General features: G+C 50.2%; 23 protein-coding genes. 7 read left to right on the top strand and 16 right to left on the bottom strand.

Translation table 11 applies throughout. The annotated features are described in order from the left end of the window. The coding region (locus MV985_RS04550; RefSeq protein ID WP_297463626.1) for a winged helix-turn-helix domain-containing protein at window positions 1-246 on the top strand (246 nt) is incomplete at its 5' end. 23 nt (window positions 247-269) lie between these two features. Next, window positions 270-458, top strand: coding sequence for a hypothetical protein (locus tag MV985_RS04545; protein ID WP_297463625.1), 189 nt, complete (start codon window positions 270-272; stop codon window positions 456-458). Here the strand turns inward: MV985_RS04545 and MV985_RS04540 are convergent. Next, on the bottom strand, window positions 455-622 hold the full coding sequence (locus MV985_RS04540; RefSeq protein WP_297463623.1) for a hypothetical protein: 168 nt from the start codon (window positions 620-622) through the stop codon (window positions 455-457). The genes MV985_RS04545 and MV985_RS04540 overlap by 4 nt on opposite strands. 247 nt (window positions 623-869) lie before the next feature. Here MV985_RS04540 and MV985_RS04535 point away from each other — a divergent pair, with 247 nt between their 5' ends. The 4 genes from MV985_RS04535 to MV985_RS04520 all read left to right on the top strand — a co-directional run bounded on the left by MV985_RS04535 (window position 870) and on the right by MV985_RS04520 (window position 5,169). Continuing rightward, on the top strand, window positions 870-1,697 hold the full coding sequence (locus MV985_RS04535) for an aldo/keto reductase (protein WP_297463621.1): 828 nt from the start codon (window positions 870-872) through the stop codon (window positions 1,695-1,697). Next, the gene (locus MV985_RS04530) at window positions 1,697-3,556 is read left to right on the top strand and encodes an aldehyde ferredoxin oxidoreductase family protein (protein WP_297463619.1); all 1,860 of its coding nucleotides are present in this window, start codon (window positions 1,697-1,699) and stop codon (window positions 3,554-3,556) included. Before MV985_RS04535 ends, MV985_RS04530 begins: the two co-directional genes overlap by 1 nt. 130 nt (window positions 3,557-3,686) lie before the next feature. Then, window positions 3,687-4,685: a hypothetical protein gene (locus MV985_RS04525; protein ID WP_297463617.1), complete on the top strand. Its 999-nt coding sequence runs from the start codon at window positions 3,687-3,689 to the stop codon at window positions 4,683-4,685. Then, a complete protein-coding gene (locus tag MV985_RS04520) occupies window positions 4,666-5,169 on the top strand; it encodes a hypothetical protein (RefSeq protein ID WP_297463615.1) in 504 nt (167 codons plus the stop codon). The genes MV985_RS04525 and MV985_RS04520 overlap by 20 nt, the downstream gene beginning before the upstream one ends. 317 nt (window positions 5,170-5,486) lie before the next feature. On the opposite strand, the gene MV985_RS04515 is transcribed toward MV985_RS04520, so the two are convergent. From MV985_RS04515 to MV985_RS04445, 15 genes are all read right to left on the bottom strand, one after another. Continuing rightward, window positions 5,487-5,666: a hypothetical protein gene (locus MV985_RS04515; RefSeq protein ID WP_297463613.1), complete on the bottom strand. Its 180-nt coding sequence runs from the start codon at window positions 5,664-5,666 to the stop codon at window positions 5,487-5,489. A gap of 320 nt (window positions 5,667-5,986) precedes the next feature. Then, window positions 5,987-6,295 carry a hypothetical protein gene (locus MV985_RS04510; protein ID WP_297463611.1) on the bottom strand — a complete coding sequence of 103 codons (309 nt, stop codon included), beginning with the start codon at window positions 6,293-6,295 and terminating at the stop codon, window positions 5,987-5,989. 327 nt (window positions 6,296-6,622) lie between these two features. Continuing rightward, entirely contained in the window at window positions 6,623-7,885 is a 1,263-nt protein-coding gene (locus MV985_RS04505) for a C39 family peptidase (protein WP_297463654.1), read from the bottom strand. 171 nt (window positions 7,886-8,056) lie between these two features. Continuing rightward, on the bottom strand, window positions 8,057-8,782 hold the full coding sequence (locus MV985_RS04500; protein ID WP_297463609.1) for a tRNA-binding protein: 726 nt from the start codon (window positions 8,780-8,782) through the stop codon (window positions 8,057-8,059). Further along, window positions 8,709-9,821 (bottom strand): tetratricopeptide repeat protein, encoded by a 1,113-nt coding sequence (locus MV985_RS04495; protein ID WP_297463607.1) that lies wholly within the window; start codon window positions 9,819-9,821, stop codon window positions 8,709-8,711. The genes MV985_RS04500 and MV985_RS04495 overlap by 74 nt, the downstream gene beginning before the upstream one ends. A gap of 5 nt (window positions 9,822-9,826) precedes the next feature. Next, window positions 9,827-10,159: a hypothetical protein gene (locus MV985_RS04490; protein ID WP_297463605.1), complete on the bottom strand. Its 333-nt coding sequence runs from the start codon at window positions 10,157-10,159 to the stop codon at window positions 9,827-9,829. Window positions 10,160-10,454: 295 nt separating this feature from the next. After that, the gene (locus MV985_RS04485) at window positions 10,455-10,805 is read right to left on the bottom strand and encodes a hypothetical protein (RefSeq protein WP_297463603.1); all 351 of its coding nucleotides are present in this window, start codon (window positions 10,803-10,805) and stop codon (window positions 10,455-10,457) included. Next, entirely contained in the window at window positions 10,802-11,419 is a 618-nt protein-coding gene (locus MV985_RS04480) for a hypothetical protein (protein WP_297463600.1), read from the bottom strand. Before MV985_RS04480 ends, MV985_RS04485 begins: the two co-directional genes overlap by 4 nt. 179 nt (window positions 11,420-11,598) lie before the next feature. After that, window positions 11,599-12,582, bottom strand: a complete 984-nt coding sequence (locus MV985_RS04475; RefSeq protein ID WP_297463598.1) for a bifunctional oligoribonuclease/PAP phosphatase NrnA — start codon at window positions 12,580-12,582, stop codon at window positions 11,599-11,601. 35 nt (window positions 12,583-12,617) lie between these two features. Beyond that, complete coding sequence (locus MV985_RS04470; RefSeq protein WP_297463596.1) at window positions 12,618-12,953, bottom strand: DUF3194 domain-containing protein; 336 nt, start codon at window positions 12,951-12,953, stop codon at window positions 12,618-12,620. Between the two features lie 23 nt (window positions 12,954-12,976). Further along, a complete protein-coding gene (locus MV985_RS04465; protein ID WP_297463594.1) occupies window positions 12,977-13,330 on the bottom strand; it encodes a prefoldin subunit beta in 354 nt (117 codons plus the stop codon). 74 nt (window positions 13,331-13,404) lie between these two features. Then, window positions 13,405-13,680 carry a KEOPS complex subunit Pcc1 gene (pcc1, locus tag MV985_RS04460; RefSeq protein WP_297463592.1) on the bottom strand — a complete coding sequence of 92 codons (276 nt, stop codon included), beginning with the start codon at window positions 13,678-13,680 and terminating at the stop codon, window positions 13,405-13,407. After that, window positions 13,626-14,264, bottom strand: coding sequence for a ribosomal biogenesis protein (locus MV985_RS04455; RefSeq protein WP_297463652.1), 639 nt, complete (start codon window positions 14,262-14,264; stop codon window positions 13,626-13,628). Before MV985_RS04455 ends, pcc1 begins: the two co-directional genes overlap by 55 nt. 53 nt (window positions 14,265-14,317) lie before the next feature. Then, window positions 14,318-14,467: a DNA-directed RNA polymerase subunit P gene (locus MV985_RS04450; protein WP_297420343.1), complete on the bottom strand. Its 150-nt coding sequence runs from the start codon at window positions 14,465-14,467 to the stop codon at window positions 14,318-14,320. Window positions 14,468-14,494: 27 nt separating this feature from the next. Further along, window positions 14,495-14,755: a 50S ribosomal protein L37ae gene (locus tag MV985_RS04445; RefSeq protein WP_297463650.1), complete on the bottom strand. Its 261-nt coding sequence runs from the start codon at window positions 14,753-14,755 to the stop codon at window positions 14,495-14,497. A 784-nt stretch (window positions 14,756-15,539) separates the two neighbouring features. On the opposite strand from MV985_RS04445, the gene MV985_RS04440 reads away from it, so the two are divergent. Further along, window positions 15,540-16,040 carry a hypothetical protein gene (locus MV985_RS04440; RefSeq protein ID WP_297463648.1) on the top strand — a complete coding sequence of 167 codons (501 nt, stop codon included), beginning with the start codon at window positions 15,540-15,542 and terminating at the stop codon, window positions 16,038-16,040. The last annotated feature ends 21 nt before the right edge of the window (window positions 16,041-16,061 follow it).

Raw genomic sequence — 16,061 nt, 5'->3', positions numbered from 1 at the left:
AATCCAGTGAGGGTTAAGATACTAAAGTTGCTCTGCGAAAAGGAGTGGTATGTTTATGAACTCGCCAAGACCCTCGGAATTTCAAGGCAGTTACTTTACCTTCACCTCAAAAAGCTTGAAAAAGCCAGCCTTGTCGAGAGCGAGCTCCGACTTGAGCCTGACGACCCGAGGGCCAAGAAGTACTATCGGGCCAAGCCCTTCAAGCTGGTCATAGACAACGACGTTGTAAAGCGCCTGGAGGGATGAAAATGCCCGGGGGAGGTGAACACATGCAGACCCCAAGCGGATGGATAAGTATAATCCTCGGCCTTATCATTCTCGTCGTGTTAATCTTTGCGTTCTACCAGGTGAACAAGACGCTGAACGACTTCAAAGTCGAGCTTGAAAAGCTAAAGAACGTGCTCGAAGAAACGAGGAGGAACACAGAAGAAGTGAGGAAGAAACTTGAAGAGGTTTAACCAAAAAGGAGTCCAAGTTCCTTTTTCATGAGGTTCCCGTTCATAGCTAGGTGAATCAGTATCAGGGCCATCATTAACAGCCCGTATCTTGCCCGGAGCCTCAAAAAGTCAAGCTGGTTCATACCGAGGAAGCTTCCCTGCTTTGCAGAGAGGAAGGTTCCCACCGTTATAAAAATGACACCTAAGAAGGCTACAAACAGAACCAGCGAAAACACCGCCTTCATCCTGAGCTTTTACTTCATCTTTGGATTTTTCTTGGCCTCTTCAAAAACCTTTGACACTGGGTCCATGGTATCACCACTCCCCCAACGGCCACGCTTTTATAAACCTTCGCTCCACACATCTGACCATTTTAGCGTTCAGACGGAAACCTTAATTAAGTTCGGATTCCTAATTTGAGCGGTGTGAGAAATGCCACGGGTTTCTGACCTCAAGAGGATAGGCGATGATAATGTCACAGCAATAGGAATGGGGACGTGGGGAATAGGGGGAAAGGAAAGTCCCGACTACTCGAGGGATAGAGAAAGCGTTGAAGTTCTCAGGTACGGCCTTGAGCTTGGAATGAACCTCATCGATACTGCCGAATTCTACGGAGCAGGCCACAGTGAAGAGCTCGTTGGAAAAGCGATAGAGGGCTTTGATCGGGAGGAGCTATTTATCATCAGCAAGGTCTGGCCGACCCACTTCGGCCACAGCGAGGCCAAGAAGGCCGCTAGGGCGAGCGTAAAGAGACTCGGCACCTACATAGACCTCTACCTCCTCCACTGGCCGGGGGAAAGCTGGAAAAAGATAGAGGAGACCCTTCACGCTTTGGAAGAGCTCGTTGATGAGGGGCTTATCAGATACATTGGAGTCAGCAACTTCGACCTTGAACTGCTCAAAAGAAGCCAGGAAGCCATGAGAAAGTACGAGATTGTGGCGAACGAGGTAAAATATTCGCTCCGCGATAGGTGGCCCGAAACGAGTGGTCTGCTCGATTACATGAAAAAGGAAAAGATGGCGTTGATTGCCTACACTCCACTGGAGAAGGGAACGTTAGCTAAAAACGAATGCCTTGCCGAGATTGGGAGGAAATACGAAAGAACTGCCGCTCAGGTCGCTTTAAACTACCTCATCTGGGAGGAGAACGTTATAGCGATTCCCAAGGCCGGTAGGAAGGAGCACGTGGAGGAGAACTTTGGGGCGATGGGCTGGCGCCTCTCGAAGGAGGATAGGGAAAAAGCAAGGAGGTGTGTTTGATGTACGGCTACCACAACAGGATTGCGCGTGTAAACCTGACGGAGGGAAAGGTTACCTACGAGGAACTGCCTGATGAGGCGATAAGGAAGTTCATAGGCGGGAAGGGCCTCGGCTACTACCTGATTTACCGCGAGGTCCCACCGGGCACCGACCCGTTGAGCGAGGCCAACAAGTTCGTCTTCGCACCCGGGGGAATGACGGGCCTCGTTCCGGGTTCGAGCAAGGTTATAGCCGTCAGCAAGAGCCCCGAGACGAGACTGATAAGCGACTCAAGCGGTGGAGACGCCTTCGGGCCGAAGCTGAAGGGCCACTTCGATGCCCTTATAATCGAAGGGAAGAGCGAGGAACCCGTCTATCTCTACGTCCACGATGGAGAGGTCGAGATTCTCCCAGCGGAGCACCTCTGGGGAAGGGGCAACTATGAGGTTGCCAAGGAGATATGGAAGGAGCATCCAAAGGCGAGTATAGCCATGATAGGCCCAGCAGGTGAGAAGCTGAGCAGGATTGCCAACGTTGTTTACGACACCGAGAGGGCCAGCGGAAGAGGTGGACTGGGAGCGGTCTTGGGAAGCAAGAAGGTCAAAGCGGTTGTCGTTGAGCCCGGCGAGAAGCCGAGCGTAGCCAATCCAGAGGAGTTCCAGAAACTCTGGCAGGAGTACTACAACGAGTTTTCAACCAACCCGAAGTATGAACACACGAGGAACTACGGAACCACAGATGCTTTGCGGAGCTCCGCTTCCCTGGGCATGAGCCCGGCCTACAACTTCTCAAGACCATACATCCCGGACGAGCTGGCTTCAAAGCTCGCCGGAGACGAGGTCAAGAAGTATGAAGTTGAGCCAGAATGGTTCGTCCACGGCAAGAGCTGCCCGATAAAGTGCGCCCGCTACGTTGAGGTGGAATACAAAGGCAGGAAAATCCGCGTCAAGCCTGAATACGAGAGCATAGCGATGCTCGGAGCGGCCACGGGCGTCTTCAACTTTCCAGCGGTTGCGTACTTCAACTGGCTCGTCAACAACCTCGGACTGGACAGCATAGCGACGGGCAACACCATAGCCTGGCTCTTTGAGATGGTCGAGAAAGGGCTGATAAGCGAGGAGGAGATAGGCTTCCCGGTCAAGGGCTTCGGCGACGAGGAGGCTGAGGAGAGGCTCATTAAACTGATGGCCGAGAGGAAAGGTTTTGGCGCTATTCTGGCGGACGGCGTTAAGAGGGCCTGTGAGAGGCTTGGTAGAGGTTGCGAGCTTGCTGTCCACGTCAAGGGAATGGAGGCACCTGCCTGGGACCCGCGCGGAAGGAGGACGTATGCTTTAAGCTACGCCACAGCGGACGTCGGAGCAAGCCACCTCCGCGGCTGGCCGAGGCCACACCAGTTGCCAAACCAGGGACCTGCCAAAGAACTCGTGCCTTCGCTCATAGAGAGTAGAGATGAGAGCTACATCACCGACATGCTTGGAACCTGCAAGTTCGTTCCCTACAGGATGGAAGACCTCGCGAGACTCTACTCTCTCGTCACTGGTGAGGAATGGAGCGTTGAGGAGCTGAGGAAGAGAGCCTGGGGCGTTGAGAGCATAGCGAGAATCCACAACGCTCTCGACTGGGTTACACCATATCTCGACGACACGATTCCGCCGCGCTGGTGGGAGCCGGAGCCTGACGGCCCGGCAAAGGGCAACAAAGCATTCATCGACTACAACGACTTCCTCGAGGCAAGAAAGGAGTTCTACAGGCTGAGGGGCTGGGACGAGGAGCTCGGCGTTCCCCTGCCCGAGACCATGGAGGAGCTCGGCCTCTCCGAGTTCAAAGAAGATGCCAAGAGGGCTCTGGATAATGTGGTAGATTACTTTTCTTTCTTTTGACCCGTTCACTTTATAAAACCCGTCTCTGAATAAATTTGTACTCGAAAAAAAAAGAAAGAAAAGTTACAAATAGCAAAAAGAAAAGCTTATATATCATGACGTACATAAGCGTTGTGAAAACTCCCAGAAGGTGAACGACCTGAGATGGGGATGTTTGGTAGCAGTCCTTTTGGGACTGCTGGTGATTGGAGCAACAACAGAAGTTGTAGTAGCTTCAGGAGATTGGAGTGAACTCGGAGAGGGGTATTCAACAGGATATTATGAGACCCCTCTCGGTTGGGGCACTGTATATAACAGTGCAGCTGTTGAGATGTACAAGTACTATTGGTGGGATGGATATGGATGGTTATATTCACTTAAAGAGTCTGCTGCCGGTGCAGCAAGAGAATGTGATATCTCCTGTGGACCAGGGATGATAGTAAAGCAGGGAGTAGACCTTATAAAAGACGGGGGTAGCTTCTCGTTCATGGCAAATCCAAATGACGAAAGAGTTGCGGCAGCGTTTCCATATTCCGGAACTGCAGGTTTATTTGAAGACATTGCACAGGATATAGCAGAGATTGTAGTTGGTAATCTACCCCATGGAGTGGGTTATGCATACACAGCAGCAGAATTTGCTTATAACTTGAAAAAGGGATATGATGAGCTAAATGACCCAGGAAATGTGTACTTTAGATGGACAACGTATGGAAGTGATGTTGGACACTTTGCACATTGGCTCATAGAGATTGACTCAGGTAGCTACGCAGATTTTACAGTTAAATCAAAAATATACTGGGATCCGTGGCAAGCTGCCGTCGTTTCCGGCAGTTTTGAGATTAGAGCACCGTCATATACACCATACAGCATACTGAAGCAAGTCAACATCTTTAGTAAGATGACTCAAGGAATGAGCTACAGAACTTCAGGAATTGCTAAATATACCATAAATTCCAATGGCACATTACATACTCTTTACGTAATAAATCCCAAATATGCCGAGATTTATAAAAAGCAATTTAACATCCCGGATTTTATCATTTATAGGGCACAAAAGAGAGGAGAGCCAATTTACGTAGCAGAGAATCCCCAAGTTAAAGTTTTGAAGATTGAGAGTTACATTGAGAGAGGTGAACCTGATGAAACGTAATCATAAGCAGATTATTGTTTTTTTATCTCTTTTAGTTTTAATGTTTTGTGGAGTATTCTTTTCGAAAATAAGTTTTTCCATGTCAAAACCTACTCCCAATCCAATGGCATTAACTATGGAGGACATTTTAAACCTAATTTATGATAACAACCTTGGCGATAATTCCCTCCAGCCACAGCTCACCTACTGGGTCGTCGGTGACTGTCCCGACTGCAGAGTCCTCCGCGTCGAGGGAATCGTGAGGGCAGGAAATGTCACGTATCTCGCCATTTTTGACCTCCGGAATGGAAGCCTGAACCTCACCCCCGCTGACGATGTCAAACTTGAGGAGTATCTAAGCTTCTTTGAGAAGAATGGTGGCAAAGTAATCCCCTGCAATTCGACGGTTAAGTCCTCCTTTGGAGAGGGAATTAAGCTGAAAAATGAAACGGGTATCTGTGTAATCCCCGCAGTTATTGGAACGGAGGATGGGGACAGAACTTGAGTTGAGCCGTATGTAGTGGGAAAGAGGATGGAGTTCTGGGACCAATAGCACCAAAGAGAAGCAGAACAGCCAAGTAGAGGAACAGGTAAGCCGCAAAAATCCCAACGACGGGCCTCTTTATTCCCCTCTTCTTCCTTATCAGGGGGAGGGATTCCAGAGGTGTCGATCATCGCCGCACTTACGAAGGTGAAGTAAAAGGAGGATGGAAGCAGGAAGAGGGCGTAAAGAACGCCCGCTGTAACGTCAGCTTTCTCACGGGGCATCGCCTCGTATACCGCCGGGAGCGGAGCCAGAAGTATTTCCCTTATCCTCAACACTCACCCGTCGGAGTTCTGATGGAACGTCATCGTCCCGTTGCAGTAGGTGGCGTAGCCACCGTACAGCCCGAAGGTGGCGCAGCCGTTCCCGTCTATTTTCCTCCAGCCCGGGTCGTCCATCTGGAAGATTCTGCTCCAGACTACCTCGGTTCCGTTCGGAACCATGACGTAGTCGGACATCGGAGAGCCATCCGGCAGGGGACGTTCAAAGCCCACGTCGTGGGTCCAAGCGTAATCTGAAAGCGTGAAGGTCCAGAGAGGATTCCCATCGATGCCCGGGCGCATAAAACCACGACCGGCACTTTGGCGGTTAATCCTCCCGTGCTCACGTTGGTTCTACCGTAGACGTCAACGCTGAACTTCACGAAGGAAACTCTTCTGACCTCGCCGGCGTTTTCAAGAAACGCGGTGCCCCGCCTGAGGGAGGTAACTTTTGTGGTTAGCTTGAAGGAACAGGAAGCGGAAAGCCCGGGAGACTTCTCTCCGCCAGATGGCGGAAATCACCTGAAGACCATAAAGCCGACGAACAGCAGTAGGATGTTGAAAACGAAACTTGCAACAAATAACCCAACAGCCACTTGTTTGATAAGTTCTTTGCCCTTCCCGAGAACAATCAACGGCACCGATCCTAAAAGCGTGAAGACAACCGCAGGAAGGAGAAGTATAAGCAGAGTGGTTAGACCTCCGGGTAAAAGCCTGTCAATTCCAAAGCTGTCAACGAATGCAAAGCTTCCATAGAGAAGCAAAGGGGAAAGGATAAGTAAAGAGACCCCATACCCGATTATCATACCCGCTTTCTCCGTCTTCATCTAAACACCTCCAAAGATTATTTGGATCCCAAAAAGAACCAGACAATAATTGAATAGAACGCAAAACTCGTCGAAAACACCATGAAAACGGCTTTTCTTATACTGCTTCTCTTTGTGAAGATTAGGGACACCGATGACAGGGCCGTAAACATGAGGGATGAGATAAATGACACTATAATAGGGGTCAACGAATAAGGTAAGTGTCTGTCAATCCCGAGGTAGTCAACCACGGCTGAACCTGCGAGGATGAAGTATAAAGATGAAATAAAGAGAAAAACTCCATAAAGTAGCATTACAATGACGTCATGGCCTTTCATTGACAACCCTCTAACCATTTGCCGTCACATACGTTGCTACTGCAATACGCCAATCTCCAAAAAGGATACTATCCACGCCTTCGTCTCCATTGTACCATGTGTTGTGAATTGTCAGATACATCCATGTGACACCATCCTCTAAGTTCTTCCACTCTGTAAATCCCACAACTGCAACACTATGACCCGTAGTTAGCCCGTAGGGGCCTCCATTGATAGACAGAACAAAGGGACGTCCATACGTTTTGATTTGGCGTTTTACATCATCCATAGAAACATAATAGTCGTTGCTTCCATCAAAGTCATGGGGAATCGTCTGCCTGGATATTCTGTGATACTCCTCAGCAAAGTTGTCGATCCCATCATCTACGTCTTGTATGGCTGTTTCCCAGGGATTAGTATACCAATGACCACCCGTATTCATGGTGTGATGAAGAATGTCAATTATGCTCTCTTTGTCTGGATAACTTATATAATATCCGATAACCATTGAAGCAGCTATTGGGGTGCATCCATCCCATGTATCCCATGGGTCAGGTAGGTCCCCCACATTGTCTGGATACGGAATGTTAGCATTTCCTGCATCTTCAGAGGTCCAAGAAGGAACACCCCATATGTATCCCCAATCTGAGACAACAGGTGTCGAGGAGTGGATTCCAACGTCAGACTTCAAAAACACGTCTTTGTTCGTTTCTTTCAGAATACTCATCCAAGAGGCTTCAGCTGCTTTACGATCCACGTTGAAGGTAACTTTCTGGGGATATTCCATGATTCTCATATCCCTCAGATGCACCGCCTTTTCGTTCCCAATATCCGCAGCATAAAGAAGTGCTCCGAGATAGAGAAGTCGTTTAACTCTATACTTGACCTTAACTTTCTCAATATTCATGCTAGGTGGCTTGGATTTTCCGAATTCAAGAACAGGTGGGAGATCTTCTCTGGCGCTTATCATGATATAACCCACTATTTTGCCATTTTTAAGGATTGTGAATTCGTATGCAGCTTTACTCCCATCTGGCAGATAGTATATTTTGGGTATCTTTGATACTCTTGATCCTTCCCACGCTTTATATAGCGGGATGTTTTTTGATATCCACTCCACATAGGTCAGGGCAACTTTTTCTGCGGTCTGGGGCGTTATCCCCACGGGTATCCCAGAGGAATCTTGAGGCAACGCACCTGCACTTCCAGCAGTCACTCCAACCATCAGCAGTCCCAAAAGGACTGCAAGCAGGAACTTCCATCTCAAGTCGTCCACCATCGGAGGGTTTTTCATAACCACTATTTACCATTGTATTATATAAACTTTTCCTTTTGTTACTAGTGAAGCTTCTTCCTCTTTTTTCGAGTACAAATTTATTCGGAGTTAGGTTTTACGATTAGGATAGCTCAAAAGAAAGAGGAGTAATCGAGTAAGCTAGTGAATACCTCGGAACAAAAACGAAAATCAGCCCTTCAGGAAAGCCTCGACAAGGTTCCTCGTCTCATTGAGAGCTTCAAGTGGAATGCCCTTTGGAAGGCCCCCGATTTCCCCTTTAACGTCCTTGAGGACGCCCTCTCCAGCCCCAAGAAACATGCCCTCGCTGACTATTCCGCGGAAGTTAGCCGGCGGAAGCAGAGCAACGGCAACGCGGTTGCCTTCCTTAACAGTCAGGTCGTTGGTAACGACGGTGATAGCTCTGTCGCCGATGTTGACGTTGGTGACGAGCAGCCTGTCAGCGTTCGGATGTTTAGCGACGCTCATGACCTCGCCGACCTTTATATCCACAGCTATTACGGGGTCGTTTATCTTTCCGAGGGCCAATCGTTTGTCGAGGCCGAGTATTGTGTTCAGGAAGAAGCGGATTTTAGCAACCTGCTCCTCAACCTTCTCCCTTTCATCTTTGGAGGCGTTGCTTATGAACTTGTGGTGCCAGTCCTCGCCACCCAAGGCCTCGATTATTTCAAGGGCCTTCTCCTTGAGGGCCTTCATCTGGGGTGTCTCAATGAGTTCCTTCGGCTCAATGTAGGAATAACGCATCGCCTGTATCTCAGGCAACATCTCCTTGCCGAGCTTTATCGCTCTCTTCTTGTCCCAGTGCCCCTTGAACTTCGCTGCCTCAATCGTCTTCAGAAAGAGCTCTATCGCCTTCTCCGCCACTAATAAGCGGTAATCCTTGCTCGTATCCCACATCACTACCACCCTCCAGTGCCTTTAAAACCCGTCTCTTAACGCTTTCGTCCCTTATGCCTTCGGCTATCGAGCGGGCCTTCTCTGGATCTCTCTTTGAATAGGCCAGGGCTATCTCCCCGAGAAGCCGGGAGGCGAGTTTTTCATCCCCCACTATTCCAGCGAGTAGGAGGGGCTCCTCAAGGAGACCAATGCGCAGAAAACGTCTGGCCACCCCCATGAGCTCCCTATCGGGCGGTTTGAACTTTCCAACAAGGATTATCTCGAGGGCATCGTCGAAAACCCTCCTTCCAAGCTTGGGCTGCTCGTGGAGATGGAACCAGTAGGAAAGTTCGAGCATCACCACTGCCCTCTCCTCCAGCGGCAGGAAGCGGGCCATCTCGATAGCGGGTTCCACGTCACCTGTTTCTATGAGCTCCCTGACTGCAGCCTTTCCGCGCTTCAGAACATCCTCCACCAGTCTCATTTTCTCTTCCAGATACTTCGCCTGCAGGTTAAATGAAATGGACGTATAAACGTCGCGTGCGAGCCTGTAAAATGCCAGGGCCATCTCGTTCGGAACCCCGTCGGCACTTTTCTCGATAAGCCTCGCGACCCCGATAAGAGACTCTACGGCAGAGGGAGAAAGACCCCGTGACCTCTGAAGAAGTTCGACCGATCTGGTAAAGAGGTCCAGCGCGTCTCCGTATCTCTCGGAGAGGACCAAGTTTCTGGACACCGCCGCGAGAACTTCTCCTCTGATCCTTGGCGACCCTATCGTTTCCGCGAGCTCGAGGGCACGATCAAAGTGGAGCTCGGCCTCCCTGTCTCTATCGAGGGAGTAGAGCGCACGGCCGAGGATGGAGTGGGCAACTGCCCTCTCGGGTGTTCCCCTAATGGAGTCGAGGGTGTCGAACATCCCTGCCAGAACCTCGTCCCGGGGGAACACCTCAAGGATCTTCGCGAGGGCGATAAGCCTCGGCAGGGGATTTTGAATGTTCATTGCTTCCTTCAGGGCCTTTCGATAGTTTCCTCCCTCCAGCAGGTATCTGATCCTCCCCAAAGGGATCACCGCTGGCCCTTAACCTTCTCGTCCCACTGCTCGAGCATTGTGTCCAGGGCCAGGAGGTTGTTCAGCTTCAGCTTAACCTTTTTATTCTCCCAGTCTATAGATCCCCTGAACTCGTTGAGCAGTTCGAAAACCTTCTCTGCTTCCTCCAGGGGAAGGTTCCTGCCATAGAACTCCCCGCTGCAGTGGGGACACCTGAAAACGAAGTCTCGAAACGCTTTCATGAACTTTTCCCTATCCCGTAGAATTTCCTCCGCGTTCTCAAGGGAGAGCATCTGTTCGATTAGCTCGCCCCAGTCAAGGGGCTTTCCACAGAGGGGGCACCTTGCCACTTGGATCACCTTAAACCTAAATGATAAAATGATCAATTTTAAATGTTTCCCAGTACGTTTCACTACTTGGAACATCAGGGAGATGTTTGAATACTAAAAAGACGTCCCTAAAACAAAAGAAAACTGGAAAATACTCATCTTCTAATATACCAGACGCTCGCGGGATTTGGTTTTATACGGACTACTATCTCCACTGTTGGGGCTGATTTTACAGTTATATGTTGTCCATTAAAGTAGAATGACCCATTAAGTTTCTGCCTCAGTACTCCATACTTAATATTTTTGTAACTCGCGCTCATAGTGACTGCCAGGTATATGTAAAAGGACTCGCCCCATGCGGGGGGTCCGGGAAGAACCTTATGTTACGCTTGGAGTCATAGAAGTGAAAGTTCACGTAGTCATTGGGGTTTAGGGTGTGGGTATCTCCCCTGAAGTATATCCCATCGTTGGTATCTTTTGTGTATCCTCCATGGGCCGATATCCTTAGAGTTTTTCCTGAGTCGACTTCAATCATGAGTGACTCAGAATAGCTCGTTATGGGCCCTATATGACCATCAGGCAAGAAATCGCCAAGAGTTTCATGGGTATATCCATTCCTATCAACGTGAAGGTTTAGTTCTTTGAGTGCCACATCCTTAGAGTTCATGTCCCCCGGATTTTAATCTTTGCATGGTATTCTACTCTGTAATTGTCTACAAAGTAATAGTAGTACCATCCAGTCTGTTGTATTGTGCCAGTCCTTCCATTTCTTGTGACATGAGATGTCACATAATCTATTCCCCCAACATATTCCCAATTAACTTTAGGTTCCACATTTAGAACATCCCCCGCCATTATGAGAGGCTCCTTGGCCAAGGTTGCAGTGATCTCATCGAACCTCTTTTGGAACTCTTGCCTGCTCATAGGAGCGCTCTTGTCTACAATATAATACGCAGGAATGTAATATCCCTCTTTGAGGGGTCTTAGTGATATACCTATGAAAGTAATGTTTTCAAGATTTCTGAGATCTACCTCAAGAGTGAGTCGTCCACGATGTCTGGCAAGGAAGTTCATTGCTTCCAGTGACGCATCTTTTCCGGAAAAAACTTTTGTCAAAACGATATTCTCAAAGTCCGTTGGAGGTTCTATTGATCCCATTGTCCTAGGGGATGCGGGCTCATCTAAAGAGGCCGTAGCCATTCTAGATATTACTAACAGTCCTAACAGGATCCCCAACAGGGGTTTCCACTTCAAGTTGGCACCTCCTACGAAGTTCTGCATTCCCATTTAGGCAACCTGCTTTTATAAGCTTTTCCGTTTATTAGAAGACAGATCTATTCTTTCTTTAAGTGTTAATTTTTTCGGTTGTTAGTCTTACAGAGAAAACAAACCAAAAGAAGCCCAAAGTAAAAGAAGGGATGTCCAATAATGAAAACACATCCAATAAGCACTAAAGGGAACTACCCGCTTTCCATCAAAAACTTTTCAATCTCTTTTAGGATGACATTAATCGCCTCGTCGAGGTTCTTCTTGCCGTTCGCCCCGGCCGCACCGGCGTGACCCCCTCCGGAGCCTTCTATAACGGGCCCGACCTTCTCCATGATCTTGCCGAGGTGAAGGCCCTTCTTTACCAGGCTCTCCTTAGCCCTCGCCGAAATCCTCACACCCTTTTTCTCGCTTCCCACGATTGCTATGTCCGCGCCGAGCTGGAGGAAGGTTTTGCACGCCAGGGATTCATAGGCCGAAACTCGCGAGACCGCTATGATGTACCCCCTGAACTTCCGGATTTCAAGTCTCTGGCAGGCCTTGAGCAGGGCAATCCTCTTCGCCTGGTCAGTGTTTTCATCGCTGACCGGTGCAACGAGCTGGAAAATTTCCCCCATCCGAAGGGGAAAGCGCTCGAGCATCTCGGAGACGGCTTTGAACGTTTTTGAGTTGGCGAAGCGAAAGTTGGCCGTGTCCGTCACTATCCCCGATAAAAGGGCCTTTACGCTATCCTCATCGGCAAAACGGAAGTATCTAAAGAGCTCCCATACGATCTCAGCCGTGGAAGTTCTCGAAGAATCTAGGACCATTACATCCGCTCTTATCGGTTTCTTCTTTTCCACGTGGTGGTCGATGACAACGACGGTTTTTTCCGGCGGGATCTCGATGGGTTCGAGCTGCTCAACCGAGGATGTGTCAAAGATAACGACGATGTCTTCATCAACCCGGGGATTTCTCTCAACGGGAACGGGGGAGAGGGCCAGAAGCCGTTTTGCATAGGAGGAAACACTCTGGGCGACCCCTATCCTTACCCTTTCCACGCCGCTGGATCTCAGGTATCTGGCAAAGGCTATCGCCGAGCCGAGGGAATCCGGGTCCGCATTGTGGTGGCAGAGGAGCAAGAAGGACCTGTCCTTCGAACTCTCGAGAAGGCGCCTGAGCTTAATCTTTCCCCTCATCCGGGTTCCTCCGGCTCTTGATTCCCCATTAGGGGTTACTCCCTAGCGGCCAGTTCTTTCAACCTTTTCTCGACGGCCTCGTAGGCCTTTTCAACGGCTCTCTCAACGAGTCTATCAACGTCCACCTTCACAAACACGGGAACCTCAAGGTACGTTTCAAGCTCCAGGTCGAGGGTTTCGCCGCGGTTTATTCTAGCCGTCACCTCAATGTCTTTGACGTCGCTCCTCCTGAGGGCATCAAAGATCTCCCGCACGACTGTCTCCTGAGCTATCTCACCTATCTCCACCAGCTGATCTCCGCTCAACTTCGGAAGACCTATGTGCATAACCCTCCTCTTGCCACCCTCCCCGACCATTCCCTTCCCTCCCATCGGTAAAAAGAGTTTAAAAGGGATCAGCCCGCCGTGGGCGGCCTGAGGGCGTTCTGGATCTGGGCGGTAAGCTCTTTGATCTTTTCGTTGAGCTTCTTCTCCTGCCTCTCGAGGGCGTTGAGGCGAACCTCGAGCGTTTCTATCTTGCTTCTGAGCTCCTCGAGGGCCTTCTCCTTGGTGGTCTTGACTATGAGTGTCCCGACGGTCTTGTAGACAACCGCGTTGTCGGGGAGCTTCTCTATCTCCTCGAGGGCCTTCTTCGCCTCGGTGAGCTCGAGCTGAACCTTCTGCTTCTGCTGGACGACGAGCTGGAGCTGTTGCTGGTAGCTCTCGAGCTGGGCGAGCATTGACTGAACCTGGGGTGGTATGTTCTGCATTCCAACACACCTCCGTACTCGCGATCAGGATAGAGTAGTGGCCGGGCTTTAAATAGTTTCGGCCGGTAGATTTCTCAGACTTCCAGCGAATCCATCGCGACCTTAATCCATCTCAGATATGAGTTCAGCGTTCCCCTCAGAGCGGAGTTGTCCCTCGCGAGGAAGCGAATTACTATCCTGTTCCCCTCGCGCAGAAACTCTATCCTGCTCCTTCGGTATGGAACGGTTCTGTGTTCGTGGAAAACGCTCTCGTAAACAATCCTGGCCGTTTCTTCGTCAGGAAAGGAGAGCTCTATCACTCCCTCGATTGGCCAGTCTTCTTCGGGCCCGTAGCTTCCCTGTAGTCCCATCTTCGACCGTCCTCCATTGCCCATATCTTGACGCCTATTAGGGGCCCAACGGGGTTTTCCTTATCAACGTCGAAGCGGTAGAAATTGACCGCCATCCCGCGCGGGTGCCTCTCGATGACACCGAGGACGTTCGTGTTGTACCTGTCCGCTATGCCAAGGAGAGAGCGCTCCCGTCTGGGCACGAAGGTTCCGCCCGTGAGTTCCGCAAAGACCCTCGCGAAGGCCACGTGATCCGGACCGACGCGCTTGGCGGTGGTAACCACGAGGGGCATCTCCTCGCGGATGGGACGAATGTCCCTGTACCCCATCTCGCGCTGGAGCTTTATACCGTGGAGGTAGAGGTAGCCGAGGTAGCCCCAGTCATCCGGATCAACCTTGATAAAGGTCATCTTGAGAGGATTTCCCTTCCAGACGTTGATTATTAGGAGTCTCTCATAGTTCCTGTCGTAGGCCTCCATCAGAAGATCCTGGAGCGTTTTCTTTCCCCTCGTCAGGTAGAGGGAGTTGGGGAACACCTTCTCCAGATCGTGGCCGAAACTCCTCGTCCTCCTCGTCGGTCTGTGGGATGTCGTTATCAGCATCATAGCCCTCACTCAAAACCCGCTTTGGTCACTAAAAAGCTTTCGAAACGAAAGAATCAGATGGCCTTAACGCGCCTGGCCACCCTCGGCCTGGGCTTGTAGAGTATCTTGCTGCCGCAGTAGGGGCAGCGAACTTCCCTCGTGTTCTCGAGGTCGAGTTCGACCTCCCTTCCGCACTTCGCACAGCGATAAACGGCCAAAACCATAGTCATCACCCGAATAGAAGGAAGGAATCAGGCTTTGGAAGCGACAACGCGCTTCGCAACCTTTCCGGCCGGAGTGGTCGGCAGGTAGGCGCCACCGGCGAAGGTTGCCCCGCACTTCTGGCACTGCCAGATGCCGGTGCTTATTCTCCTGACGGCCTTCCTTCCGCAGACCGGGCAGACGTGCTTCTGTTTCATCTTGGCCTCAACGGTGGCTACTCTTCTCCTAATCTTGAGACCGTACCTGGGACCAAACCTCCCAGCGGAACCGACCTTAGCAGTCCTTCCCATGAGCATCACCCCTAATTATTACCGATTTCACGATCGGTGACTGTTTCCGGGGACGTTTTATAAACCTTTGCATAACAAGCTTTGCGTCAGCAAAGCCTGATCGGGGATGTTAAACCCCTTAAACTTCAAACCGGGTGTGCACCCCAGAATTTAAAGCTTTCTGTGGGTTTCCTGTTGTTCACACCCCATTCATCTGGTTTCCACACTTTATCTTTGGCGTCCTTCGGAGAAGTTTGTGCAGTGAAACACTCACCAAAGGAGCAAGGGAGTAACAAAACCCTTCTGAAGCTTGTAGAAAATGCACCTCACTTCCGCCATCCGTAAGGACGCTTGAACGACAGTGAAAGCGGCGTTGAAGCTTTTGGAAAAAGCTTCACCAAAAGTTTGTGGCTCCACTAAACTTGAACGTGCTTAAGTGTGATTATTCTAAGTGGGGAACTTTCAACCCGAAATCCATTCGCTTTACAAGTTAAAAGAGAGTTCTCCTCTATTGATGCCCTCCGGGCGTCGGTTTAAAAACGAACTCCTCTAAAAAGAGCGTGCCTTAACGAATTCCAACATTCTAAGGCTTAAACTCACACTATAATCACACTTTTAGAAACAAGCCCTGAGGAGGAGCCACAAACCTTGATCAAACTTCGCGAAGGCGAAGTTTGTAAGGGGGCCATTGAGGATGTCGGCCCCCTGGGGGTCCCGACGTCATCGCAACCCCATACTCGTCGGGCGTTCAGCTTTACTCGCAAAGCCTTATAACCATTGACCCAACCCCCTAATGGTGCGAAAGATGGCTGGAACGATAAGCAAAATAATACCCTTCCGCGATGAGGAGGAATTCCTTGAGGATATGAGCGCCGCTATGGAACGCTTTTCTTACCTGGCGAGCAGGTACGGGCACAATCCCATCGAAGGTATTCTGCTCTGGGATTACGTTGGCGTTCAGGACGAGGAAGGCGTTAAGGTCTTCCGAATTGGAGAGTTTCCCTACTTCATGGGGACCCTCAAGCTAGACCTGGAAACACTCGGCATCCTGAAGCGCTACTTCGGGGAGATGGAGAACCGCCTGGGGGAGTTAACCGTTGAGGAAATAAAATACTTCGTGGACATGCTAAACGAGGCCCTGGGGAGGCAGATGGTTCACTACGAGGCCTACGATCTGGGCCTGGACAGGAACACGGCCTACATAATCCTCAACCTGGCCAGCTTACATTACCTCGACAGCATTCTCGAGGGTAAGGACAGGGAGGTATTCGAGGAGGCCGTCGAGCTGCTGATGAAATACCTTTAATTGAGTACCTACTTAATTCCA

Source organism: Thermococcus sp., from assembly GCF_027012695.1.
Classification (GTDB): domain Archaea; phylum Methanobacteriota_B; class Thermococci; order Thermococcales; family Thermococcaceae; genus Thermococcus.
Note: the sequence above shows the minus strand (reverse complement) of the source record. Positions and strands in the feature narration are given on the sequence as shown.